The sequence below is a fragment of the Guptibacillus hwajinpoensis genome (assembly GCF_005144865.1).
In the GTDB taxonomy this organism is placed as follows: domain Bacteria; phylum Bacillota; class Bacilli; order Bacillales; family Guptibacillaceae; genus Guptibacillus; species Guptibacillus hwajinpoensis_A.
On the sequence record NZ_SWFM01000007.1, the window covers coordinates 89837 to 114796 of the forward strand.

At 40.0% G+C, this 24960-nt stretch carries 25 protein-coding genes; 4 read left to right on the forward strand and 21 right to left on the reverse strand.

The genetic code is table 11. The annotated features are described in order from the left end of the window. Positions 1-219: 219 nt before the first annotated feature. From murC to FBF83_RS18155, 7 genes are all read right to left on the reverse strand, one after another. Entirely contained in the window at positions 220-1524 is a 1305-nt protein-coding gene (gene murC, locus FBF83_RS18125) for a UDP-N-acetylmuramate--L-alanine ligase (RefSeq protein WP_136948565.1), read from the reverse strand. A 193-nt stretch (positions 1525-1717) separates the two neighbouring features. Continuing rightward, complete coding sequence (locus FBF83_RS18130) at positions 1718-2815, reverse strand: nicotinate phosphoribosyltransferase (RefSeq protein ID WP_136948566.1); 1098 nt, start codon at positions 2813-2815, stop codon at positions 1718-1720. A 146-nt stretch (positions 2816-2961) separates the two neighbouring features. Beyond that, complete coding sequence (locus FBF83_RS18135; protein WP_240688147.1) at positions 2962-5625, reverse strand: DNA translocase FtsK; 2664 nt, start codon at positions 5623-5625, stop codon at positions 2962-2964. Between the two features lie 193 nt (positions 5626-5818). Further along, a complete protein-coding gene (ytpR, locus tag FBF83_RS18140) occupies positions 5819-6427 on the reverse strand; it encodes a YtpR family tRNA-binding protein (protein ID WP_136948567.1) in 609 nt (202 codons plus the stop codon). A 26-nt stretch (positions 6428-6453) separates the two neighbouring features. Then, positions 6454-7251: a DUF1444 domain-containing protein gene (locus FBF83_RS18145; RefSeq protein WP_136948568.1), complete on the reverse strand. Its 798-nt coding sequence runs from the start codon at positions 7249-7251 to the stop codon at positions 6454-6456. A 100-nt stretch (positions 7252-7351) separates the two neighbouring features. Further along, positions 7352-7666 carry a thioredoxin family protein gene (locus FBF83_RS18150; protein WP_136948569.1) on the reverse strand — a complete coding sequence of 105 codons (315 nt, stop codon included), beginning with the start codon at positions 7664-7666 and terminating at the stop codon, positions 7352-7354. 20 nt (positions 7667-7686) lie between these two features. Further along, positions 7687-8700 carry a PTS transporter subunit IIC gene (locus FBF83_RS18155; RefSeq protein ID WP_136948570.1) on the reverse strand — a complete coding sequence of 338 codons (1014 nt, stop codon included), beginning with the start codon at positions 8698-8700 and terminating at the stop codon, positions 7687-7689. Between the two features lie 134 nt (positions 8701-8834). Here FBF83_RS18155 and FBF83_RS18160 point away from each other — a divergent pair, with 134 nt between their 5' ends. Continuing rightward, positions 8835-9281, forward strand: a complete 447-nt coding sequence (locus FBF83_RS18160) for a YtoQ family protein (RefSeq protein WP_136948571.1) — start codon at positions 8835-8837, stop codon at positions 9279-9281. Here FBF83_RS18160 and FBF83_RS18165 read toward each other — a convergent pair. After that, a complete protein-coding gene (locus FBF83_RS18165; protein ID WP_136948572.1) occupies positions 9278-9781 on the reverse strand; it encodes a DUF84 family protein in 504 nt (167 codons plus the stop codon). The genes FBF83_RS18160 and FBF83_RS18165 overlap by 4 nt on opposite strands. An 85-nt stretch (positions 9782-9866) precedes the next feature. After that, entirely contained in the window at positions 9867-10934 is a 1068-nt protein-coding gene (locus FBF83_RS18170) for a M42 family metallopeptidase (protein ID WP_048312276.1), read from the reverse strand. A 168-nt stretch (positions 10935-11102) separates the two neighbouring features. Here FBF83_RS18170 and FBF83_RS18175 point away from each other — a divergent pair, with 168 nt between their 5' ends. Next, on the forward strand, positions 11103-11417 hold the full coding sequence (locus FBF83_RS18175) for a hypothetical protein (RefSeq protein WP_136948573.1): 315 nt from the start codon (positions 11103-11105) through the stop codon (positions 11415-11417). A gap of 50 nt (positions 11418-11467) precedes the next feature. Here FBF83_RS18175 and FBF83_RS18180 read toward each other — a convergent pair whose 3' ends face one another. The 7 genes from FBF83_RS18180 to trmB form a co-directional block, all read right to left on the reverse strand. After that, positions 11468-12001, reverse strand: a complete 534-nt coding sequence (locus FBF83_RS18180) for a hypothetical protein (RefSeq protein ID WP_136948574.1) — start codon at positions 11999-12001, stop codon at positions 11468-11470. A gap of 437 nt (positions 12002-12438) precedes the next feature. Continuing rightward, the gene (proC, locus tag FBF83_RS18190; protein WP_136948575.1) at positions 12439-13281 is read right to left on the reverse strand and encodes a pyrroline-5-carboxylate reductase; all 843 of its coding nucleotides are present in this window, start codon (positions 13279-13281) and stop codon (positions 12439-12441) included. 471 nt (positions 13282-13752) lie between these two features. After that, positions 13753-15657: a PTS fructose transporter subunit IIABC gene (locus FBF83_RS18195; protein WP_136948576.1), complete on the reverse strand. Its 1905-nt coding sequence runs from the start codon at positions 15655-15657 to the stop codon at positions 13753-13755. After that, the gene (pfkB, locus tag FBF83_RS18200) at positions 15657-16586 is read right to left on the reverse strand and encodes a 1-phosphofructokinase (protein WP_136948577.1); all 930 of its coding nucleotides are present in this window, start codon (positions 16584-16586) and stop codon (positions 15657-15659) included. Before pfkB ends, FBF83_RS18195 begins: the two co-directional genes overlap by 1 nt. After that, entirely contained in the window at positions 16583-17332 is a 750-nt protein-coding gene (locus FBF83_RS18205; RefSeq protein WP_136948578.1) for a DeoR/GlpR family DNA-binding transcription regulator, read from the reverse strand. The genes pfkB and FBF83_RS18205 overlap by 4 nt, the downstream gene beginning before the upstream one ends. A 435-nt stretch (positions 17333-17767) precedes the next feature. Continuing rightward, positions 17768-18610 (reverse strand): YtnP family quorum-quenching lactonase, encoded by an 843-nt coding sequence (locus tag FBF83_RS18210; RefSeq protein WP_136948579.1) that lies wholly within the window; start codon positions 18608-18610, stop codon positions 17768-17770. 92 nt (positions 18611-18702) lie between these two features. Further along, positions 18703-19344, reverse strand: a complete 642-nt coding sequence (gene trmB, locus FBF83_RS18215) for a tRNA (guanosine(46)-N7)-methyltransferase TrmB (RefSeq protein ID WP_048312265.1) — start codon at positions 19342-19344, stop codon at positions 18703-18705. 291 nt (positions 19345-19635) lie between these two features. Between trmB and cydS the strand changes: the two genes are divergently transcribed. Together cydS and FBF83_RS18220 are read left to right on the forward strand one after the other, a co-directional pair. Further along, a complete protein-coding gene (gene cydS, locus FBF83_RS21460; protein WP_394174332.1) occupies positions 19636-19731 on the forward strand; it encodes a cytochrome bd oxidase small subunit CydS in 96 nt (31 codons plus the stop codon). Positions 19732-19840: 109 nt separating this feature from the next. Further along, complete coding sequence (locus tag FBF83_RS18220) at positions 19841-20119, forward strand: YtzH-like family protein (protein WP_136948580.1); 279 nt, start codon at positions 19841-19843, stop codon at positions 20117-20119. On the opposite strand, the gene FBF83_RS18225 is transcribed toward FBF83_RS18220, so the two are convergent. The 5 genes from FBF83_RS18225 to thpR all read right to left on the reverse strand — a co-directional run bounded on the left by FBF83_RS18225 (position 20103) and on the right by thpR (position 24864). Further along, positions 20103-20900 (reverse strand): phosphotransferase family protein, encoded by a 798-nt coding sequence (locus FBF83_RS18225; protein WP_136948581.1) that lies wholly within the window; start codon positions 20898-20900, stop codon positions 20103-20105. The genes FBF83_RS18220 and FBF83_RS18225 overlap by 17 nt on opposite strands. A gap of 137 nt (positions 20901-21037) precedes the next feature. Beyond that, entirely contained in the window at positions 21038-23176 is a 2139-nt protein-coding gene (gene pulA, locus FBF83_RS18230; protein ID WP_136948582.1) for a type I pullulanase, read from the reverse strand. A gap of 94 nt (positions 23177-23270) precedes the next feature. Continuing rightward, positions 23271-23960 (reverse strand): LrgB family protein, encoded by a 690-nt coding sequence (locus FBF83_RS18235; RefSeq protein ID WP_136948583.1) that lies wholly within the window; start codon positions 23958-23960, stop codon positions 23271-23273. A 3-nt stretch (positions 23961-23963) separates the two neighbouring features. After that, positions 23964-24335 (reverse strand): CidA/LrgA family protein, encoded by a 372-nt coding sequence (locus FBF83_RS18240; protein WP_136948584.1) that lies wholly within the window; start codon positions 24333-24335, stop codon positions 23964-23966. Further along, positions 24316-24864: an RNA 2',3'-cyclic phosphodiesterase gene (thpR, locus tag FBF83_RS18245; RefSeq protein WP_136948585.1), complete on the reverse strand. Its 549-nt coding sequence runs from the start codon at positions 24862-24864 to the stop codon at positions 24316-24318. The genes FBF83_RS18240 and thpR overlap by 20 nt, the downstream gene beginning before the upstream one ends. Positions 24865-24960 lie beyond the last annotated feature (96 nt).

The window sequence follows — 24960 nt, forward strand, 5'->3', positions numbered from 1 at the left end:
ATGAACAGAATCTTATTCAAAGGCTATTTTCGTAAATATTGTTCCTATAACAGTAATGGTTGATTTCCGGAGGATGAGCTTTGAGCCTCCTCGGCGGGCTTTATGCGCGCCTGTGTAATCCGTCCTGCTTGTCCCGCAGGAGTCGAGCACCTTCAGCTAAGCGTACTTATACAAAACCTTTTAAAAAACAAAAAAAGAAAAGGCTCTAGAGCCTTTTCTTTAGATGGAAGCTTTCTCAGCTTCATATGCTTCTTGGTATTTCTGGATATCACCAGCACCCATGAAAAGAAGCACGCCATGGTTGTGTTCAGTTAATTGTTGAATCGATTCTTCTGTGATTAAATGCGAATTAGGGATTTTTTCCATCAATTGGTCTATCTTCAACTGACCAGAATCTTCACGCGCAGATCCAAAGATGTCACACAAATAAACAACATCTGCTTCTTTTAAGCTGTCCGCAAACTCATTTAGAAATGTCTTCGTACGGGTAAACGTATGCGGTTGGAAAATCGCAACAACTTCACGATCTGGATACTTTTGTTGAGCTGATTCAATGGTTGCTTTAATTTCAGTAGGGTGATGAGCATAATCGTCGATTAAGACCTGACCATCAACTACTTTTTCAGTAAACCTGCGCTTAACACCTTCAAAGTTCATTAACTGAGCTGCCACAGCATCCCCAGAAAGATTCTCGTAATGACAAAGAGCAACGACTGAAAGAGCATTTAGAACGTTGTGTTTGCCATACATAGGAATCTGGAACGTGCGATAGTAATCATCTCGAACATGTACATCGAACGTTGTGCCATTCTCATCAATTTTGATGTTGGTTGCTTGGAAATCATTTTGGTCATCAAATCCGTAAAATACTACCGGAACTTTCGTCTGGATTTGTTGTAAATACGTATCATCGCCATAAGCAATAATACCTTTTTTAACCAACATCGCCATTTCCTGGAATGCAGAAAATACATCATCGACATCTGAAAAATAGTCTGGATGGTCAAAATCGATATTTGTCATAATTGCATAGTCTGGCTGATATGATAAGAAGTGACGACGATATTCACAAGCCTCAAAAACAAAATACTGACTGTCTTTTACGCCTCTTCCAGTGCCATCTCCGATAAGATAAGAAGTTGGCTCAGCTGCACCTACAACATGCGATAGCAAACCAGTTGTCGACGTTTTACCATGAGAACCAGTTACAGCAATACTAGTGAACTTTTGAATAAAGTCACCAAGAAATTTATGATAACGATAGACAGGAAGGTTCATTTCTTTTGCACGTACTAACTCTTCATGCTGATCATCAAATGCATTGCCGGCGATAATAATCATATCTTCTTTTATATTTTCTTCTCCAAAGGGGAGAATAGTGATACCTTTTTGTTCAAGGGCCTCCTGAGTAAAGAAACGTTTATCTACGTCTGATCCCTGTACGTTATAACCCATATCATTCAGGATTTGTGCTAGGGCACTCATACCGGATCCCTTAATGCCAACAAAGTGATATATAGTCATTTCAGAACCTCCACACTTTCATTTCTTCTCCGCTTAACCTTCTTTAGTATATGATGTCATTACAAGTATGCTCTGCTTTTCTTTTCAATACTACATTATAGCAGAAAAAGAGACAGGCCTACAATATAATTCATTTCATTAAAGAATCGATACGGGCGCAAAAAAGACAGGAGATTGTTCCTGTCTTTTTTGGTTATTCAACACGCTCTAGGCGTGGATTATGACGGTATTTCCTACCAGCTTTAGCTTCTGGTTCGTCATCCAGAATCACATTATCACCTGTAAAACCAATATCTACCTTAAGTAGGCTACTGCCTACTCCATAAATATCAACTGGAACGTTCTGAGATTCAAATGTTCTAATTCTTTCTTCTGTAAAGCCACCGCTTACTACAATTTTGACGTGGCCGTATCCTTCTTCATCAAGTGCTTCTCTCAGAGCAAAAATTAACTCAGCATTTACACCCCTCGGATCAAATGTACCTAGAACATCAGGGTTACGCCAGAAATACTGATCAACCATTGTACGAGACGTATCCACGCGAACGCCCTTCAAAGTATCTCCGAATTCTCTTGCAACACGTAGAGCATCTGTCACAACATCGTTATTGTAATCAACGAGCGCAATTAATTCATCTTCAGGATATTTAGCATGGTAGGCTTTAGATGCCTCAACTACATCCCCTTTAAACAATTGTATAAGGGCGTGAGGCATTGTACCCATTCCTCTTTTTCCCCACCATTCGTTCATCGCATGTGTAGCCTGCGCAGTAGATCCTCCAATATGGGATGCATACCCATCTCCAGCTTGTTGGGTGTAATGGTCGTCACGGTCGCCCATGAAGATGACTGGTTTTTGTATGCCTGAAGAGCGGGCAGCTTTAACTACATGATAAACATTCGTAGCGACTGATGTTCTTCTGCCTAGAATACCATCAATAATACCTTCGAGAAAACCAAAGTTCTGATATGGGCCTTTAATCTTGAGAACAGTTTCAAATGGTGAAATTTTATCTCCATCTTTGAGAGAGTCGATTTCAAGAGAATCGGGATCTTTGGCAAAAGTCTTAATTAGTGCAATTGCTTCGTCTGAACCACAAAGAACTGCGTCGTGTTTTTGAAAAAATTGCATGGTAACCACGTTGTTTGGTTTGAACTCTTCCACAATTTCACATGTTTTCAGAAAGTATACCGCGGAAAACCATCCTTCTCCCACACGCTCATCAAATTTAAAGGTTCGGTTTGTTAGCCTTTTTATTTTGCCTTGCATCTTAAGTTCAATTTCTTTCATAATGGGGCTCCTTCAAGTAGTTTCGTCATTCGAATGTGAGCTCTCTATGTTCAACCATTCACTTACCTGACTATAAATTCAACACAAGTTTAACACTATATATCATATAGAACTAGCTTGTATAAAACAAGTAGAAAAGATATGCACTATACGTGCATATCTTTAAAGAAGGCTTCTTCAAAATCGGTTTTATTCATTAAAATACTTCGAGGTTTACTACCCATCGCCTCAGATACCAATCCGCGCTCTTCCATCATTTCAATTAATCTTGCAGCACGGTTAAACCCAATTCTGAACCGTCTTTGCAATGCGGAAGACGAGGCCTGCCCTTGATCAATTGCCCACATACAGGCTTCTTCAAACAAATCATCTTCTTGATCATTGTATTGTTGTTTTTTCATTAGATCTTCTTTTTTAATTAAATAATTTGGCTTCCGCTGTTTTCTTACAAAAGAAGTGACACGTTCAATTTCCTCATCTGATACAAAATTGCCCTGTAAACGCACCGGTTTAGATGAACCATTCTCAAGGCACAGCATATCGCCTTTCCCAAGCAGCTTCTCAGCTCCGCTAGCATCAAGGATGGTTCTAGAATCAATTTGTGAAGATACAGAGAACGCAATGCGAGTTGGAATGTTTGCTTTAATAAGTCCAGTAATCACATCTACTGAAGGACGTTGGGTCGCTACAAGAAGATGAATCCCACATGCTCTTGCTTTTTGAGCAATTCGACAAATAGCATCTTCTACATCTTGAGGAGAGACCATCATTAAATCAGCAAGCTCATCAATAACAATGACAATGTATGGGAGTTTATGCTGTGGTTCCCCATGATTGATTGCTCTCTCATTATATCGCTTAATGTCACGAACCCCAGCAGCAGCAAATTTTTCATAGCGCTCTTCCATTTCATCAACTGCCCATTTTAATGCAGTTGTTGCTTCTTTAACATCGTTGATGACAGGTGTCACAAGGTGCGGAAGACCATTATATGGTGCTAACTCAACCATTTTCGGATCAATTAACAACATTTTCACATCGTTTGGATTCGCTTTAAGAAGCAAGCTTACTAGAATCGAGTTAATGCAAACACTTTTACCAGATCCCGTTGCACCTGCAATTAGACCATGAGGCATTTTTTGTATGTCTGTTATTTTTGCTTCTCCTGCAATATCAAAACCAAGGGCAGCATTTAAGAGTGAACCTTCCGTTTGAAATGCGCCACTTCTCACAATCTCTCGAATGAATACTGGTTTACTTGTGGGGTTAGGGACTTCAATTCCTATGGCGTTCTTTCCAGGAATAGGTGCTTCCATTCGAATATCTCTAGCAGCTAAACTAAGTTTAATATCATCACTTAGATTGGTTATTTTATTTACTTTTACTCCAGGACTTGGTTGAACCTCAAATCGTGTAACCGTTGGCCCCATCGTAGCTCCCACCACACGAGCTTGAACATTAAAGTTTTCTAGAGTTGATTCTAGAAGTTCTCGCTGTTCCTGCAGCCACTGATCATCAGTACCTTCATTTCTTGGAGGAATATCTAGAAGCGAAATTGGAGGAAGCTTGTATTCAGCTCCAGCTACTGGTTTCTTGGAAAGATGCCTTCTATCATTCGCAAGCATCATCACATTGTAAGGAACCTGTGGTTTCGGCCGGCCTTCTTCTCGTTTTGGCTGAGTTTGTTGTTCTTGCACTTCTTCCTTAGCATTGACTCTACTTTGATCTTCTTGCTCTGGTGTAGTTGTTGGTTCAACATCACTAGTCTGTGAGTTTATTTCATCTGATTCTGAAACACTTGATCCTGCATGAATAATTTCACTTATATCATGACTTTCATCACTATTGCCATTCTGAAATACATCCTGTTCTTCAATGATTGCATTTTCTAGAGAATCTACCTGTTCTTCAAACGTCTTATCATCTTCAGGTTGATCAACCAGATCATTATCCACAGTTGGTTCGTAGTCTTCTCCAACGGGCTCTTGTTCGTCATCTTGAGAAGTTATTGGTTCTTCTACTGAATTTTCAACTGGATGATCTGTTGGTGCTGCACGACGCAATTCCTCAATCTCTGATGTCGAATCAACTTGTGTAGCCTGCTCACTTAGTACATTGTCTTTCTCAGCTGGAGACTCATCTACTTGATTTTCTTTCGACTCAAACGTACTAGTTTCATTAATGATAGATTGGCCAGTCTCTTCTTTAGCAGAATACGTTTCTGTATCTCGAATTAGCTTCTCCATCGTTTTGTTTTCATCAAGAGAGGTGTAGTGGGTGCTCGATGGACTTTTAGCAGCTTCTTCCATCTTTTCAGCGACTGGTCGCTTACTAAACCCATAGATTGGTGATGGTATATCTGATGGTTTAAAGTTTACACCAGTAAACTTCTTGCTTTTGACGTCTTCAACTTCAGCTGACTTAGAATTTCTTACAGTACTTCTAGATGGTCCCTGCTTCTTAGGCTGGACCTGTTTATGCTGCTCTGACCACGAAGGTGCTGATTTTTCACTTTCCTTCCGTTCTGGTTGTTCTGCTTGCAAGTCTTTGCGTAATCTATTATTCGATTGATCTGGAATCAGAGGAAAACGGAAATTACCTTCCCGAGGATATTGGTGAACAACTCTAGCTTCACTCTTTCGATTTGCACTTTCCATACGTCCAATTGAGTGCTTGCGATCGATCGGACTGTGATCCTGTGTTCGCTTTCGTACTGGAGCTTGTTCATTTCTCTTATCAATCGTTTCTTCTTCTTCTTCATCAACATCAAATAATTTATTCCACACTCTTTTTACCCAATTATTTTCCACTTACTATCACCTTTTCTAATTAAGCCCTTTTATCTCGCACTGTTCTTCTATTTTATCGGAAACTCCCCTATCATTGTAAGGCTGTTTCTAAAATCTTTCGTTAAAAATGCTACTTCTTCGTCTAAAAATGCTAAAACAGGTTCTATATCCCTATTACCTTCTTTCCAGAAAGAAAAAACCTACTAGAAAAATTCTAGTAGGCTTTGAATTCAGATCCGATTTCATAATCATCAGGTAGGACAAGAATTCCTTTTTCCTGAGGTGCATCTTGCAAATCCAGCTCTCTAGCTGAACAAATCATACCGGTAGACTCCACACCACGCAAGCTAGCATCTTTAATGATCATTCCAGAAGGCATCACTGCACCAACTTTAGCAACGACAACTTTTTGCCCTTCATCCACATTAGGTGCTCCACAAACGATCTGTAGCTTTTCTTCTCCAACATTCACCTGACAAATGTTTAATTTATCAGCATTAGGATGCTTTTCCATTTCTTCAACAAAGCCAACAACAAATTTTGGAGACGCATCGAACTTAAGTTCATCAGTGAACCCATTCTCTTTAATTAATGTATTAACTGATGAAACGAGCTCTTCATTTCCTTCCACTACGCCTGCTGCTTCAACTTGATAGACAGTAGAAAACTCAAACAAGTTATAACCGATTGTTTTATTTGTTTCTTTACTATAAATACGTGCTACATTACCATTTCGTTCAACAGCTTTATCATCTCGTTCAGTGCTACTAAGCGTGATAATTAGTGTGTCTCCAACGCCTTCTTTGTTGTAAAACATGTTCATATTCATTGTACTCCTTTTACCAGTGATTATTTTTTTGGTTTGTTTTTCGCCATAATAAATATTGGTTCAAGCTTCCCATCTTCATAAATGAATGGTAGACCAGTTACTGGAACAAGGCCGCTCGAAAAGAAATGCATTGTAAGCTGGGCTAGCGCTTCATAACCGCGTTCATTCTCAATATCTGCAAAAATTAACACGTCTTGATGTGGTACAGCTACAGCAAGTTCTCCCTTTACTTCTTTCGCCATTCGTTCGAGTAACGAATCATTTAGAATTCGACTCGCATCATACCCATCATTCGTATTTAAGAAATAAAAGGTATTCCCTGCAACAGTATCTGTTTTCATCTCTGTCGAAAGCCCGCGTAGATTAAACATTGAAACTTCATGTAACGCTTCTTTTGTCCAACCTTCTTTCTCAAGCCAATCCTGATCGATTAAACGATAGGAATTACCGAGGTCAAGTGCGAAATAAATTCTTGTTTCTGCAGTATGTTCTACAAACACAAACGGCACACCCGTCTCTGTTTCAGAAGCAAAAGAACCCGAACGGATAACAGGGAATATACTATTTTCTTTCCCATTAAGTTCTTGGGTTTCTTTCATTGCTTTAAGGGTTTCTTCTACATGATGCACCACTTCATCAAGTAACTTTTCTTTCCGCTCTTCGTACTTTGCAGAGAGACCCTTCAGTCCAAGACTCATTCCTTTTCCAGTTGTCTTATCTTCTACCCTTAACTTGTCTTCTTTTTTGTCGTATGTAAGCTCACGATCTTCTTGTTGAAGTCGATTCTCGAGCAACTTTTTCAAATCTTTCGGTTCCATCTTTTTTCACCACCATATACGTACTGAGCTGTCACTTTATCATACCATGAAAAACAATAATACAAAAACAAAGCTACGCTGAGCATAGCTTTGTTCATGATTACTTTACAGTAGTAAGGAATTCTTCAATTTCTTCTTGTGATTTTCTGAGCTTACTTACAAAGCGACCAGTTTCTTCGCCATCTTGGTAAGCAACAAAACTTGGTATACCAAAAACATCCATTTGTTGACAAAGATCAATATGATCGTCTCGATCCACGTAGTAGAAATCTAACTCAGAGTATTTCTTTTCTAGCTCTGGAAGAAATGGCTCAATAATTCTACAATCAGGACACCAGTCTGCAGAAAACAATAGTACAGACTTCCCTTCTTTAATTGCCTCTAAATACTCTTCATGTTTTTCGAATTTCTTCATGATGATCCTCCTTATTATTATTATTCTGTGTTAATTCTCATATCTCCAGGGCGAATAAGCCCTTTTTTTCTCATTAATTCGGATATTAGCAGACTTATCACTGCTGGTCCAATAAAATGCAACAGTACGATTGCAAGCCACACACTTCCACTAGCTCCCATAACATTTAAAGTCATAATCTGTCCTACAAACCCACTTGTGCCCATTCCAGCTCCTGCAGAATTGTTGACCATCATGATCCAGCCGCTACCAAATGGAGCAATAATCGCTCCTGCTACAGTTGGAGGAACCAATATCCATGGATTACGAACAATGTTCGCTACTTGTAGCATAGACGTCCCAACACCCTGAGCGATTACTCCACCAAACCCATTTTCCCGATAGCTGCTTACTGCAAAACCAACCATTTGAGCAGCGCAACCAATGGTTGCTGCACCTGCTGCTAGTCCTTCTAATCCAAGCATAATAGCAATTGCTGCACTTGAGATAGGTGCTGTAAGGGCAAGTCCCATTAGAACTGCAACAATAATGCCCATTAATATAGGACGTTGCTCTGTTGCCCACATAATAAGTGAACCAAAATTTGTCATAAATGTATTGATACCAGGTCCAATGAGTTTTGCGGTCCCAAAACCCGCGAAAATTGTAACAAGCGGAGTAATAATTATATCAAGTTTTGTTGATTTTGAAACAAGCTTCCCTGCTTCAGCTGCTACGATGGCAGCTACGTAACTCCCAGCTGGTCCACCGAGTTCAGCACCTGCTGCACCCGCGAGTAATGAGGCAAAAAGAACAAGTGGAGGAGCACCAAGACCATAAGCCACAGCTACACCAATTGCAGGTCCCATTAACTCCATCGCAAGTGTACCGATTGGGATTAAGAATGATAGCGGAGGAATTTGTCCCCCTATTGTTTTAAGAATAAGTCCAATAATGAGCGAAGAGAATAACCCAAGCGCCATATAGCTAAGGGCAGTAATAAAGTACACACGAGGTGACAGTGTAATTCCCTTCTTCTGCAAAAATTCTTTCATCTTACTCTCCTTCCAACTTATCTACTAGTAGTATACACTTCACCAATAGCACAATACTGCGTTCACTTTACTGGGAATATTCAGAAACCCCATGATACAATCATTTCGTTACCATATTTAAGGAGGCGTTACTGATGGAATTAACAGTTTATCTCGCAGGACAAATTCACGATAACTGGCGTAGTGAATTAAAAAACAAAGCACAAAAAATGGAGCTTCCTATTCATTTCGTTGGTCCAATGGAAAATCACGATCGGTCAGATAACATTGGTGAAGAGATTAAAGGTGAACAACCGAATGCGATCTTTAAAGATGAAGCGGCTTCTGAAATAAACAATCTTAGAACTCAAGTACTTTTGAATAAATCTGATGTTGTGATTGCATTGTTTGGGGAGAACTATAAGCAGTGGAACAGCGCAATGGATGCAGGAACCGCTATCGCTCTTCAAAAGCCACTGATTCTCATTCGCCCGGAATCATTGCATCATCCCTTGAAAGAGATTGCCAACAAGGCACAAGTAGTAGTAGAGACTGAGGAGCAAGCTCTTAAAGCATTGTCTTATATTTTCGAAACAAACTAACGAGTATAGAAATGATATTGACCAAGTAATAATTCTACAATTTGTTTATACATGTCTGTTCTCGTAATGGCGCTGTTGGTGAAAATTCCGATTGCGCCTTCTTTTTTGTTTACTTCTGATCTTTTTGCAAACGCTGAGATGACTGGCCCTAATTCTTCACCCTGAACCATTTTTTCTTTAATTTCCTCTGGAAGTGGAAATCTTGCACCACCAGCGACAATCTTCACTCCATCTTCATCAACAAGTGCACCCCAATTGCATACATAAAGTCGCTCATCAATCAACTGTACTCCGCCTTCAAGTCCTATTCCGATCTTTGCTTGTGCTTGTTTCATTGCTGCTTTCGCCCGTTGTTTTGCACCTACTATTGTTTCTTCATCCCCCCATGGCTGGTCCCGAACCCCAGATGCAACAGATATTCCTTCTGCGTCTTCACCGAAACACGCGATTACAGCATTTACTTTGACTGGATTTGTGGATCCTACTGCAACTTGTACCAAAAGCTAACCTCCCTTAGAATAGATATGCATTTTTGTTCAAGTAAACATTTCTGCAAACAAAAGGAGCCGCTAAGGCTCCTTTAACTTACACGTTTGATCGAATACTATCGACTGCCGTTTGATCAGTTGATTTAACGAGCTTAATGAGCAACTCTTTTGCTGCAGCATAATCATCAACGTGAATAATGGAAGATGAAGTATGAATGTATCTTGAACATATCCCAACAACAGCCGAAGGTACACCATTATTCGATAAATGAACTCGACCTGCATCCGTTCCACCTTGAGAAATGAAATATTGATAAGGGATTTCATTGCTTTCGGCAGTATCAAGTACAAAATCTCTTAATCCTTGATGCGTTACCATGGAGCGATCATAAATTCTAAGTAGCGCTCCTTTTCCAAGCTGTCCAAATTCATTTTTATCACCTGTCATGTCGTTTGCTGGACTTGCATCAAGGGCATAGAAAAGATCTGGATTGATCATGTTTGCTGCTGTTTGCGCCCCTCTTAATCCCACTTCCTCTTGAACTGTTGCTCCAGAATACAATTCATTTGGAAGTTCTTCATTTTGAAGTTCCTTGAGAAGCTCAATCGCAAGTCCAACTCCGTAACGGTTATCCCAAGCCTTGGCCATGATCTTCTTATTGTTCGCCATTGGAGTGAATGGGCAAGTTGGAACAATCTGTTGTCCTGGTTTAACACCAATTCGTTCAGCATCTTCTTTGTTATCTGCACCAATATCAATAAGCATGTTCTTAATTGCCATTGGTTTATTACGTGTTGCATCATCAAGCAGGTGTGGAGGAATTGAGCCAATGACACCTGGAATCGGGCCGTTCTTCGTCATAACCTCTACGCGCTGTGCAAGAAGCACTTGACTCCACCAACCACCAAGTGGCTGAAAGCGTAGCATTCCATTTTCAGTAATAGATGTAACCATGAATCCTACTTCATCCATATGACCCGCAACCATAATACGCGGACCTGAATTCCTTTTCACTCCGAAAACACTTCCGAGGTTATCCTGAATGATTTCATCACTATATTTACTGATTTCACCCTTCACAAACTTTCTAACATCGTGTTCGAACCCTGGTGCTCCTTGTAGTTCTGTTAACGTTTTAAATAGTGACAGCGTCTCTTCTTTCATATGTATCCCCTTTCATCGTTCCTATTTTCTACTTCTATTGTATCGAATCTGAATACGTGTTGCTAGTGTCATGAATTTTCAGCATAAACATTTGGTTGGAACGAGAACTTCCGATATACTGAAGAGGGAAATGAAATAGGGTAGTTTTAGAAGGGAGACTTCAGGAGAATGAGAACGAGAGATGTTTTAGTAGGCGCGCTTATAGGCGCAAGTGCTGCAGCAATTTCAACAGCTTCAATCGCTTCAAGACAAACGTATCTATCACCCGAGAAAGCCCTTAAAGCCGTAAAGGGTGCTGTTAAGCCTGTGTATACGATTAAAGGCTCATGGATTCATATGAAAACAGATTCAGTTGAGAAATTCAATCTCCCATTCACCGTCTACTCAGGTGGATTGACTTGCGAGAAAGAGGGCCAGCTACTACAGCTTGATTTCATGGTAGATGCAGAAACAGGGACACTCGTTGACTTGCAATCTCAATAAAAAATCCCCCTTCGAATTAAATCGAAGGGGGATTTTGTTTCAGTTTAAATTTAGAATGTAGAGTTTGTTTCATATACATTGTTTTTCAATTTAAAGCTTAGTGTAGAATATTTGTTTTTTGACCACATGTAAGCGATTAGGAATGGCACTACGAACATGATTGCACTTAAGAACAGAATGACACCCATATGAAGATGCTGACCTGTTTCATGGCTGTCCTTAAACTCTTTCGCTTTCTCCAAATCTAAAACTTGCGCATCTGGAATGACAGCATTAGATTCTGTGTCATAGAAAAGGACCTGTGTATGATTTTCAAAGAAAATGTTGTCACGAACAGTACTAAAGTCAACTACCATCATAGACACCTGACTGAACTCTTTATCTGCTGAACTATCTACTTTAAGAGTCTCAGCATCTTGAACTTTGAGAGAACCTTTATCATAATCGTAATGTTCCTCTTCCAGGTAACTCGTAACACCTTTTTTAATTTCATCACTAACCTGTGCTTCAGCATTTGCTGCTGTACCCGCAAAAGGAAATGCGACTAAAAATGCAGCAATAAGAGCAAAAATTCCCTTTTTCATCATTTTTTCCTCCTCTAACAAACAAATTATCCAATTCTTATCATATCATATTCCTTCTATTATTCTACTAACATTTTGAAGAAAAGAACATCCAATACGAGGAAACTCGGGACAGATCATCCAGTTTATTACTAATGGTACCCGACATCTTATGATTTCTAACAGTCTAACCCTAAACAGTTTCAACAAAATAAGAAAGGCTCTCTAAAAGATTGTTGCTTTTAAAAGATTTTTCTATAGAGAACAACACTTAGCTGATTGGAGCGGAAGGATGCTCGACTCCTGCGGGACTAGCGGGACAGGTGAGACCCCACAGGAGCGTTAGCGACGAGGAGGCTCAACGCCCGCCCCGCGGAAAGCGAGCATCCTGGAGCGGAAATCAACCGCTTTATTGTCTACGAAAACAATCAAAAAAAAGAACCGGTTTGTACCGGCTCTTACTGTGTTACTGGTTTTTTATTAAATTGATTACTAATTTCTTTTGAACGAGTTGCAGCATTTTCCACTGCAGCTTCAAATGCTTCTCCGCCACCGTTCTCATACAATGCTTCAAGTCCTGCTTGAGTTGTACCATTCGGAGAAGTCACTTTCTTTCTAAGAGCTGAAGGAGAATCTTCTGATTGCTCTGCCATCATTCCTGCACCGAGTACAGTTTGGACAGCCATTTTGCGAGCAGTTTCCGTTTCAATTCCTCCCTCAATTGCTGCTTTTTCGAGGCTCTCAATTACATAATAGATATAAGCTGGTCCACTTCCTGCAACACCTGTAAATACGTCCATTTGTTCTTCACCGATCACAACTGTTTCGCCGATTGAACGGATAAGTGCGCGGGCAGTTGTTACCTGCTCATCAGATACATGTTCTCCTGCTGCAAGAGCAGAAATTGATTTACCAATCATACTTGATGTGTTCGGCATAACGCGGATAACTGGCTGATCGCCTTCCAGTTTTTCCTCTATAAATGATGAAGGTACCCCAGCAAGAACGGAAAGTAGAAGTTGTTCATTTGTAATGAAATCTTCAATTCCTTCTAGTGCACGTTCAACATCTTTTGGCTTCATTGCCAGGATAACAACGTCAGCTTCACGAACTGCGAATTCTATACTTTGAGTCGCCAATACGCCGTGGTTCTCCATAAGCTCCTGACGACGTTGTTCATTACTTCTGTTTGTCATAATAATACGTTCAGGTTCAATAGTACCTGACTCAATCATTCCTGCTGCCATTGCTTCTGCCATTGAACCCGCTCCGATAAACGTTACGGTTTTATTTTCTAGCATGATTGCCTCCTTTGGATTTCCGAAAAATCATCTACGGTCATTTATACTAACACTGCTTTCTGAACGCTTCAACCTTTATACAACAAGAAATAAGCATACTCGTAAGATAGTAAGTGAAAACGCTAACATTTGTATCTCAGTATAATCTGTATTTACGAGATGGACATATATCGTGTCTCACGCCTTCTCACACCCTCTCATCACAACTGGACTTTTAACACATTATGGTAAAATAGCACTCTCCATCTTTTTAGAAAGCTCTTTTCGCAGACTTTATTGCTTTTACTTTATAGCGTTTGATTTCCGATCCTGTGGGGTCTCACCTGTCTCGCAGGAGTCGAGCATCCTTCCGCTCCAATCAACTTTGATATGTGGTTTTTTATTCAATAATTGTTTCAAGCATCAACATTATGAGCTAACATAGCCTAGAAATAAAATAAAAAGGCCCCTTGTTGGGACCTTTTCATACTATTATGCCTGTACTTCTGGTTTCGACTTCTTCAATATTCCTACCATTAAAGCTGTAATGACCGTACCGATTACAATTGCAAGAATATAGAGGAGGATATGAGAAAGTGAGATATTATTTACCGACCACATAACAAACGCTCCACCATGTGGTGCTGGTAACGCAATGTTGAATAACATCGTTAATGCACCTGCGACAGAAGATCCAACAATAATGGAAGGGATTACTCGTCCTGGATCAGCTGCCGCGAAAGGAATGGCTCCTTCTGTTATGAAAGATGCGCCCATCACATAAGCTACTTTCCCTGCTTCTCGTTCTGTTTTGTTAAAACGCTTTTTAAATAAGGTTGTAGCAAGTGCCAGTCCTAATGGAGGCGTCATTCCCCCTGCCATAATAGCGGCATGGTACGTAAGGTTACCAGCATCAATCATTGCAATTCCGAACGTAAATGCTGCTTTATTAATTGGACCGCCCATATCAACCGCCATCATTCCGCCTAGAATTAAACCAAGTAATAGTTTGTTCGTTGTGCCCATCCCGCTTAACCAATTTTCTAGACCGGTGTTAAGAGCTCCTACAGGTTCGATCACAACATACATCATAATAATTCCAGTAATAAAAATACCAAACAACGGATAAAGCAATACCGGTTTTAAGCCTTCAAGTGACTGTGGAAGACCTGAGAACAGCTTTTTAAGAAGAAGAACCGCGTAACCTGCAAGGAATCCGGCAATTAACCCACCCAGGAATCCAGCGCCATTCGTTGAAGCCATTAGACCACCGACAAGACCAGGAGCAAGACCAGGACGATCTGCGATACTCATTGCAATGAATCCAGCAAGGACAGGAATCATAAGTGCAAAGGCATTTCCACCGCCAATTGTGCTAAGTGCTGCAGCAAAAGCGTTGTAACTTGGATCATTAGGATCTGCGGCATTAATTCCAAAGATAAAGGAAAGTGCGATTAAGATACCACCACCAACAACGAGAGGAAGCATGTTTGAAACACCATTCATTAAGTGTTTATAGAAAGGAGACTGCTTGCCTTTTCTTTCGTTTTTCTTCTCGCTAATTTGATCTTCATATGAACCAGAAGGTTTATAGATTGGCGCATCGCCGCTAGCTGCCTGCTTTAATAAATCTGCTGGTTTTCGAATGGCTTCAGCTACAGGTACTTCGATTACCTTCTTACCTTTAAAACGTTCCATTTCCACTTTTGTATCTGCTGCGACAATAATTGCTGGAGCTTTCTCAATCTCTTCATCAGTAAGACGGTTTTTCACTCCACCTGAACCATTCGTTTCCACTTTTACACCGTATCCTAATTCACCCGCTTTTGCTTTTAATGCATCCGCTGCCATATACGTATGAGCTATACCTGTAGGACAGGCAGTAACAGCAAGAATTTTACCGGTCGCATCATTTGCTTCTTCAACTTCTTCTGACTCTTTTTCCTCTTCTTTTTGATCGAACGCCTGAAGCACTTCTTCTTCTGTTCGCGCTTTCAAAAGTCCTTTACGAAATTCTGTATCCATTAAGAAAGAAGATAGCCTCGAAAGGGCTTCTAGGTGTGTTTGGTTGGCACCTTCAGTTGCTGCAATCATAAAGAACAAGTGAGCAGGTTGACCATCAAGAGATTGATAGTCTATCCCTACTTCAGAACGGCCGAATACAATAGCCGGCGACTTTACTGCCGCAGTCTTAGCATGAGGAATCGCTATACCTTCACCAATACCAGTCGTACTTTCGTTTTCTCTCGCGTGAATCGCCTCTTTAAACGCCTTCAGGTCCTGTAAATTACCAGCAGAATATAGTTTTTCAGAAAGTTCATTGATAACCTGATCTTTGGAACTTGATTCAAGGTCTAGAATCATTGTCTTTTTTGTTAATAATTCTGTGATTCTCATTATTTTTGACCTCCCCCATTATCATACGGTTTAACCGAAATTTGTTTTCGTAATGTCTGGACTTCCTCTTCCGTACAAAATCCTGATGAAAATGCGCTAGCACTTCCTGCTGCAATACCTGATTGGAATGCTTCCTTGAGGTCTCCTGTTTCTATATAAGTACTTAGAAAACCAGCAACCACTGAGTCACCTGCTCCAACCGAGTTTTTAACGTGACCAACTGGGACATTTCCAAAAAGAATATCTTCTTGTGTAATTAATACTGCGCCATTTCCCGCCATAGAAACGATGACATTCTCTGCGCCCATTGCTTGAACTTTCTTGCCATACTTCACCGCATCATCAACTGTCGTCACTGTAACTCCAAATAAATCGCCAAGCTCATGATGGTTTGGTTTAACAAGAAATGGTTTTGCTTTCACTGTTTCTTCCAGCGCTTTTCCTTTCGTGTCTACAATGGCTTGTACACCATCTGGTAAAGAATAAAGGATGCGTGAATAGATCGACTGATCAATGCTTGCAGGAACGCTACCTGCCATCACGACCAAATCACCTGGGACTGTTTGAGAAAGTTGCTCAAATAATTTATCCACATGATCTTCCGAGATAGATGGGGATAATCCATTGATTTCAGTTTCTTCACCACTTTTGAGTTTAATGTTGATGCGTGTGTCGCCTTCAACGTGAATAAATTTGGTAGATAATTCCTCATCATTAAGGGACTTTTCGATAAACTGACCTGTAAACCCACCCACAAAACCTAAAGCAGTGGATTGATGACCGAGCCTTTTAAGAACTCGCGTTACGTTTACACCCTTACCGCCAGCAAGTTTCGTTTCTTCATCAACCGTATTAACTAGGCCTGTCTTAAGGTTATCAAGTTGGACAATGTAATCTACAGATGGATTTAAGGTAACTGTATATATCATATCTTCACCACTTCTACTGTTGTATGTTTAATTGCATCGTAGTTAATATCAGGATGTTCATTCGTTATAATTGTGCATTCTTCTATGTCTGCCACTTTACTGAAAGCTGATTCACCTATTTTGGAGTAATCCGCGACAATGTACGGCTGTCGTGAGAGCTTTATCGCGGCTCTCTTGATAATTGCCTCATCTGGGTCAGCTGTTGTGTACCCGAGCGTTTCATGAATACCATTAATTCCAATAAAACATTTATCAAATCGATAAGTTTCAATGCTTTCAAGCGCCTTTGGACCTGTCATAGCTCCAGTTCTTGCTTTAAACTTTCCACCTACGATATAAGTTGTAATTCCTTCTGCCATAAGATTCTCAATGACCTGATACCCATTCGTGACGACAATAACCTCTTTACCATGCAAGAACTCGCCAATTTTTTGTGTCGTTGTTCCTGCATCAAGAAAAATACAGTCACCATCTTTTACTAACTCAGCGGCATAAGCTGCAATCTTAGCTTTCTCATCCAGATTCTGAGTGGATTTCTCACCGAGTGACGGCTCCGTCCACTTTGAGCGAAAAAGAGATGCACCTCCATGAACGCGTTTCAGTTTATTCTCGTCTTCTAGTTGGACAAGATCGCGACGTATTGTCGATACCGAAGCACCTGTAGCCTCACTTAACTCATGCACAGTTGCTGTTTCCTTTTCCTTCAGAACTTGTAATATGATGAAATGACGCTCCGCATTTAGCAAGTTCACCACCTACTTTCTAATCACAGTATAATGAAAGCACTTTCAGAAGTCAATCATTTTCAATCAAAATCATTCACAAACAATCATTAATAGGCAAAATCATTCAAATATTGTTGATTATATAGGGAAACTTGAATATATAATTCAACGATCCATTCCAAATAAGGATCTTTTCTAAAAGATTTTAGCTTTTGAAAGAATTTTTGTATAAAGAACCACATTAGCTGATTGGAGCGGAAGGATGCTCGACTCCTGCGGGACTAGCGGGACAGGCGAAACCCCACAGCGCAATGTTTTATTGCGCCGAGGAGGCTCACCGCCCGCCCTGCGGAAAGCGAGCATACTGGAGCGGAAATTAACCGCTAAATAACAACAATGTCTACATAAACAGCCAAACAAAAAAGGAAGACCGCTATTCTGCAGCCTTCCTTACAATTAACTTTCTCGTTTCACTTCATCCATCACTTTATAAGATTCATCCCATTTAAGCCCTCGATAAATCGCATCGTGATAAAAGATAAACCATGAGTTTTTCTCAACAGCATCTTTAATCCATTTCTCCTTTGCATAAATGGAAGTCATTGGATAATCATCATACGCAAGAACCCACAGTGGATTTGCATGAGCATGAGTTGGCATTAAATCAGCCATGTGAATTAGATACTCGTCGCCTTCTTCCATTGTAATAATGGAATGCCCATCACTATGTCCTCCAGTATGGTGCATCATTAACCCTGGAAGGACTTCATAAGAACCACTGAAAGTGCGCACCTGATCTTGTACAGCTTCCCAATTTTCTTTCCAATATGTATTCTTTGAACGAATGTTAGGATCTCTCATCTCGTTCCATTCTACTTCAGAAGTATATATCACAGCATTTGGAAAAGTCGATTTGTATCCATTTTCAACCGGTTCTGTTAATCCGCTCGCATGATCAAAGTGGAGATGAGTCATAAGAATAATATCAATATCCTCTACTGATAGCGAAAGTTCTTCTAGCGAGGAACGAACATCTGATTCTTCATGTACACCATAATTTCTCTTCTGCTTATCATCGAGTTTCCCTAATCCAATACCTGATTCCACTAGAATATTCTTTCCCTGCCATTGGAGTAGCAAAGGATCTGTTCTAAGCTCTATTTGATTCTTTTCATTCACAGGGTACTTCTTGCTCCAAAGTGGTTTTGGAACGACTCCAAACATGGCGCCTCCATCCATGTGAGTTACGCCACCTCTAAGCCATGTGATCGATAATGTCCCAACTTTTAACTGTTCCATCGATATCCCCCTTTTTTTGAATTCCATATTATTTTCTCATTAAAAGAAACCGCTTTCAAACATAATTAAAAAAAAGCCGTTTAAACAACGGCTTACGATCTAAATTGTGCTTCACAACGATATATTCGACTGCCTTTTGCAGAGAACTTTTCCTCATATTCAGTCATCACATTGTTTTCCATCTCGCTTCGATGCAAATCGAGACTTACTTCGTTTAATGTCATGCCATATGCAGAAAAGCTATGAAGGGAATATTCAAATAGTCCTTGATTATCCGTCTTAAAGTGAACCTCACTATTCGGCTTCATCACAACACGATATAGATCAAGAAACGTTTTGTACGTAAGTCGTCTTTTCTCATGGCGATTCTTAGGCCATGGATCAGAGAAATTTAAATAAATGCGACTTACTTCGTTCTCCTCAAAAATAGTCGTTAAATCCTGGGCATTTTCATTTAATAAACGCACATTTGGAACGTCTTCCTCCAGCAACTTCTCCAATGCTGATACCATTACACTTGAAGAGAGTTCTAAACCGACAAAATTCACATCAGGATTCTGTTTTGCCATACCAATAATAAACTGACCTTTCCCAATTCCTACTTCTAAATGAATTGGATTACTATTATTAAAAACATCATTCCATTTTCCTTTTCTTTCACTAGGGTTGGTTGGAACGAGTTCAGGATTTTCTGCAAACATATCCTCCGCCCATGGTTTGTTTCTTTGACGCATGCTTTCACTTCCTTATTATCTTCTTTCCGTTTGGCTCTTTTCTAAAAAATTGTTGTTATTGAAAGAGATTTTGCAATTTCAAAGTTGATTGGATTAGAAATCAACCAATACTCTTATAGAAACAATGTCTTAGAAAATAACCTTCCGTTTTCACACAATCGACATTTTACCATGAAATCAACAGAATAGAAAGCGCGTCCGACGGGTATTAAATAGTAATAAAATTGTAGCAAAATCATGTTGAATCGAAAGACAAAGAGGTTATGATGAAGACAAGGAGGCATGATTTTAATGGAACACTTTCTAATTATGTGGGCACCATGGATTGTTATCGTTCTTTCAGTAGCTGCTTTATTCGGATGGGCAGCAAAAGGAGATACACATTAATATCATTTCATATAAAACACGGGTTACTCCGTGTTTTATACTTTCTTAACAGGATAATTCTTTATAAGCTGCGCACGCTACTAAGTAGTACTGTTAAGGAGGAAAAGATATGCCACTCTCTCACGAGGATCAACTCTACGTTCTGACTGATATTTTGAAAAACCATCACATTGATTGTACTGGGACATCTTCAGAATGCCAGCAAATCCAAAGATTAGCATCAGCATTGCAACGAAACGAATTCATTGCTCCAGAAATAAAGCAGGTTCTTGGACAAATTGAGCAATACAGTTCTGCAGGAGCATTGCATGCTGATTTGCTAGACCATATTGAAACCCACCAGCCTCATCTTAGCCAGTGGGTAGATACAATTAATCAGTATCAATAAGTCGATAATGATTTAAGTTCTCAAGGTCTTTCTTCCAGAATTCAACTTCTCCGTTCAACCCTTTATGGTCATACCAGTAAATCGACAGTAAGGTCTGAGCTAACACGTACCAATACATGCGTTGGCGAAGACCTTCTGTATTTGTAAGACCATAATGAGTAAGCCAATCTCCCCATTCCTCTTTTGGAACATACCAGTAAAGGAGCATGCCAATATCTAATGCTGGATCGGCAACGACTGCTCCGTCCCAATCAATCAAATACAAATTTCCTTCCTCACTAAACATCCAATTATTATGATTAACATCACAATGGCAAACGACCTTTTGCACATGTTCAAGGTCGTTTTTATTTGCTGCTAGATAAGAAAGAGCTCTTATTACCTCAACATCCGTCCGATGATGATTCTCGAACTTCTGCATAAGATCAAGATAAATCACGTCTGGTGATAGAGGCTTTTTTCCGAGACGATTAAGCATCCTGAGAAGTTCTGAAGACCGATGAATTTTATAAAGCATTTGCGCCACTCGCGGCTGCTTCATCTCATGTGACTTCAGTTCCCTCCCCGGCAGCCACTTCTGGGCTGTAATGACGTCTCCATTCTCAAGTCGCTTGGTCCAGAGAAGTTTCGGGACAATTCCTTCCGCCGACAAAACAGCCAGAAAAGGCGAGGAGTTCCGCTTAAGGAATAATTTCTCGTCTCCATATTGAGCTAAGTATGCTTCGCCTGTCGCTCCGCCAGCAGGTGTCACCTGCCAACCTTCGCCTAAAATGTTCTCCAACAAATTCACCTTCGATTCCCGTTAGTTTGTAGATTCTGGAAGTTTTGCTTTTGTCTTTAGCGGTACGTTCTCCGGACTTAGCTAAAAACCGCCTACGAATAAAAAATTATAACATAGGTTGACGAAATCTTCATGTCTTAATCATTCGTCATTAAAACAATCGTATTAAACGGAGCAATGTTTAGGACTTTTTCACTCGTTTTTCTGATAGGTTCAACACCTGATTGAACACCGTCTGCAAGAATCCATTTCTCCCCATCACCAATATCAATCACATCAGAGTGGAATCCTCCGTTATGAATCACAATCATCGTTTCATTTGTTTCTGCTTGATTAATTCTGTAAGCAATTAACGGACCAGGTGAATCAAGGAATGTAATTCTTTTTAGGTCATGTACTTCAGCCATTCTAAATGCTTTGAAGTGCTTTCGAATGGCGATAAGACCTTTTACGTACTTCACGTTCTCCTGAACTGCTCTCATTCTCTGCCAATCAAAGCGGTTAATTTTATCTGGTGATTTATAACTGTCTTCTACACCGTTTTTTGTTCTGAAAAACTCCTGTCCAGCATGAAGAAAAGGAATTCCTTGTGAGAGGAGTGTGATCGCCGTAGCAAGCCTGTGCATTTGTTTCTTAACTTCTTCACTTACATCGGGATGACTTCGGTTCAGGCGATCCCATAATGTATGGTTATCATGGCACTCGACATAATTAATTGACTGAGAAGCTGTAATGAAATGATTGTCAACACTCCCCATTATACACTTCTTTACATCTTCTTTAACTGAAAAGTTTCCAGTTGCAAAACCATTTGAACGTGTATCGAATAATTTTCCTTTTACAGAATCACGGTAATGATCGTTAAAGAATCCGATACGAGGCATTTCACTTGCATGAGAAATCATCGCTTTACGGTGATCAGGTAAAATCGTGTTCATGTGCCATCCTTCACCAAATAGAAGAATCGTTGGGTCAATACAATCAAGAGCATAGCGCACGTCATTCATCGTTTCTTTATCATGGATCCCCATTAAATCGAAACGAAAACCATCTATACCGAACTCCTTTGCCCAGTAAACAACGGAATCGATGATTAATTTTCTCATCATCTTTCGTTCAGAAGCAGTATCATTTCCTACGCCCGTTCCATTTGAAGGTTTACCTCCTTGATCGAATCGAAAGAAATACCCTGGTACTATTTTTTCTAGATTCGATGCATGAAGCTGATAAACATGATTGAAAACCACATCCATTATTACTCTCAGCCCTTTACGATGGAAGCTTGCTATCATTTCTTTCACTTCTCGAATTCTAGTATAAGGTTCATGTGAGTTCAACGAATAGCTTCCTTCTGGAACAAAATAATGAATCGGATCATAACCCCAGTTATATGAAGGCTCAGGCTTCATTTCATCTACACTGCCAAAATCCTGGATTGGCAGCAATTCAACATGTGTAACGCCAAGCCATTTCATGTAATTTAATCCAGATGGGATCCCATCCTTTTCAGGTGGTTCTTCCGTAAAGGCTTTATACTTTCCTTTATTTTGCAAGCCACTCTTAGCTTGAGAGCTGAAATCTCGCACATGAAGCTCATAAATAATTGTATCCGAAGGCTTTTCTAACGCGGGTTTCGCCATTGGATCCCAGTTTTCGGGATTCGTATTAGCTGTATTAACAATCATACCAAATTTACAATTTGAAGTAGCCGCTTTGGCGTAGGGATCAACTGTCTCTCTCCATTCACCATTCACATACACACTATATGTGTAAAGAGTCCCTTCCCCTTCAGTTGATGAGCATTCGAATACCCCGCGATCTTGTTTTAACATTGGAAGCTCTATTCGTTTCTGAAAGCTTTGATTATAAATATTTACGATTACTTCAGTTGCAGTTGGCGCCCATACTCTGAATATCGTTCCCTTTTCTGTTAATAAAGCTCCTAAATCACCATCATAATGATAGCGATCATCAAAAGCCTCTGTTCGAACAACTTTCCCTGTAAAAACAAGGCTTGACTCGCCACTTGTATGAATTAGAAAGTAGTCATTACCAGGAACGTACTCGTCGCTTACGTATAATGTAACAAGTCTTTTCTTTCCCATTTTAGAATTCTCTTTCACTTCAACCGGAAGATCTAAATGACCATCAGTAAGGGTGTAGGCATCGTGAACATCTAACGAGATATCGGCCATAACCGTAATTGTGCGAAAATCATCCCAATATGCTGTAAAAGCCTGGCTTACTTTTTTAAATGCAGAATAATCTCGTATCAAATAAATCCCATCCTTTGCTGAGGTGCTTACAACCTTTATCAGTATCTATTTTATTTAATAAAGCCAATTTTGACATCTTGTCTTATAAGTAAAATTAAGAAATCCATTTTAATATGATGGGTCCGAAGACAGATACACAAAGTGCGCATAATCCTAATCCAATGGAACTTACAGCAGCTTCTTCCTCACCGTATTCAAGGGCTTTAGCTGTACCAATCGCATGTGATGCTCCACCTAACGCCATTCCAATACCAAGGAAATTAGAAATTCCAAGAATATTAAACAACCACGGGCCAGTTACAGCGCCCCCTATTCCCGCAATCATAACAAAAATAACAGCGATGGCTGGTTCTCCACCCGTCATAGTTGCAACCTCCATCGCAACCGGTGTGGTGACATTTTTCGAAATAATTGTTGATGTAATTAAAGAATTAAATCCACTCATAAAAGCAAGCCAATACCCTGTTAGAATACCAAGCATGCTTGCGGTCAAGACAGTTGCCAGAATCTCAACCTTGTATTTACTCATTAACTTGCGTTGCTGATAAAGTGGATAAGCTAGGGCAACTATAGCTGGGCCAAGCAAAGCATCAATCCACTGACCGCCACTGAAATAAGCATCATAAGATATATCGAAAGTTGTTAAGATAAAAATAAGGAAAACCGTACAAGTGAGCACTGGGATCATAAATGGATATGGTATTAATTGATATAGTCTTCGGAAAACTACGTACAAAACAAGCGTTAATAAAAACCAGAATAACATATGAAAAACAACCAACATTCTCTACTCCCTTCGATTCGCAAGAAACTGTCCAAGCAATCCCGTTATTCCCATTACTACCCATGTACTTAGTAGAACAATCGGAATCAATAGTAGACTTTTCCCGCTAAAGAAGTCGAGATGTTGCATAATGCCAACAGTAACCGGTATAAAAAGTAAAGGCAGATGATTTAAAAGGGTCGAAGCTCCCTTTGAGATCCAGCTAATCGGCATCCATTTCAAGTAAAGCATGATGAGCAGGAGAAGCATCCCAACGACACTTCCAGGAACCGGAAGAGCAAAAACATTTTGGAGGTAAACTCCTACCAGATAAAAGCCAAACAGAAGGCCGGTCTGAATGGTCGTAATGAGAACGTTATAGCTTATTAAACGCATAAGTGCTTACGACTTGATACCTTGGTTTCTCCATGGGGGCTACCCTGTAGAGTTTCAAACAAGATACTTCCTGACTATCACAAATAAGTGTTGGCCAATCAGGTGCTATCTCTTTGTTAGAATCCCGCCATTTTTTCGCTAATGTAATATGTGGTCGATACTCTCTCTGATCAAGAGTAAATCCCGAATTTGAACAAGCATAAACGACTGCTTGTTGAAGTTTGTCCAACCATTTATTCATTTCAACACTTGCATAAAGAACACGTGGCTGCTTCTCTCGCCCAAAGGTAGCTATTCGTTCAGGTTTTAGTTCAAACGGTGTAAATGTGGCTACTACATCGCTCAACTGATCGTGCAGAGAAGAGAGTTGCTCTTCAGAAGCATCCCCTAGAAATGCTACAGTGACATGATAGTCTTCAGGATAAACTATATGCTTAAATAAATCTAAATCAATGCTATAGCTAACTTGCTCTAACACTTGTCTAAGGTGAGGTTGGATGGGGAGCGCAATGAAATAATGAGTACCCAAGAACGTTCACTCCTTCTATCCTAGTTCTATTCTATCAAAAATCTGAATTCTCTTTCACTTTTTTATTCATAAGCGTCATTTTATTCACTTTGCTCA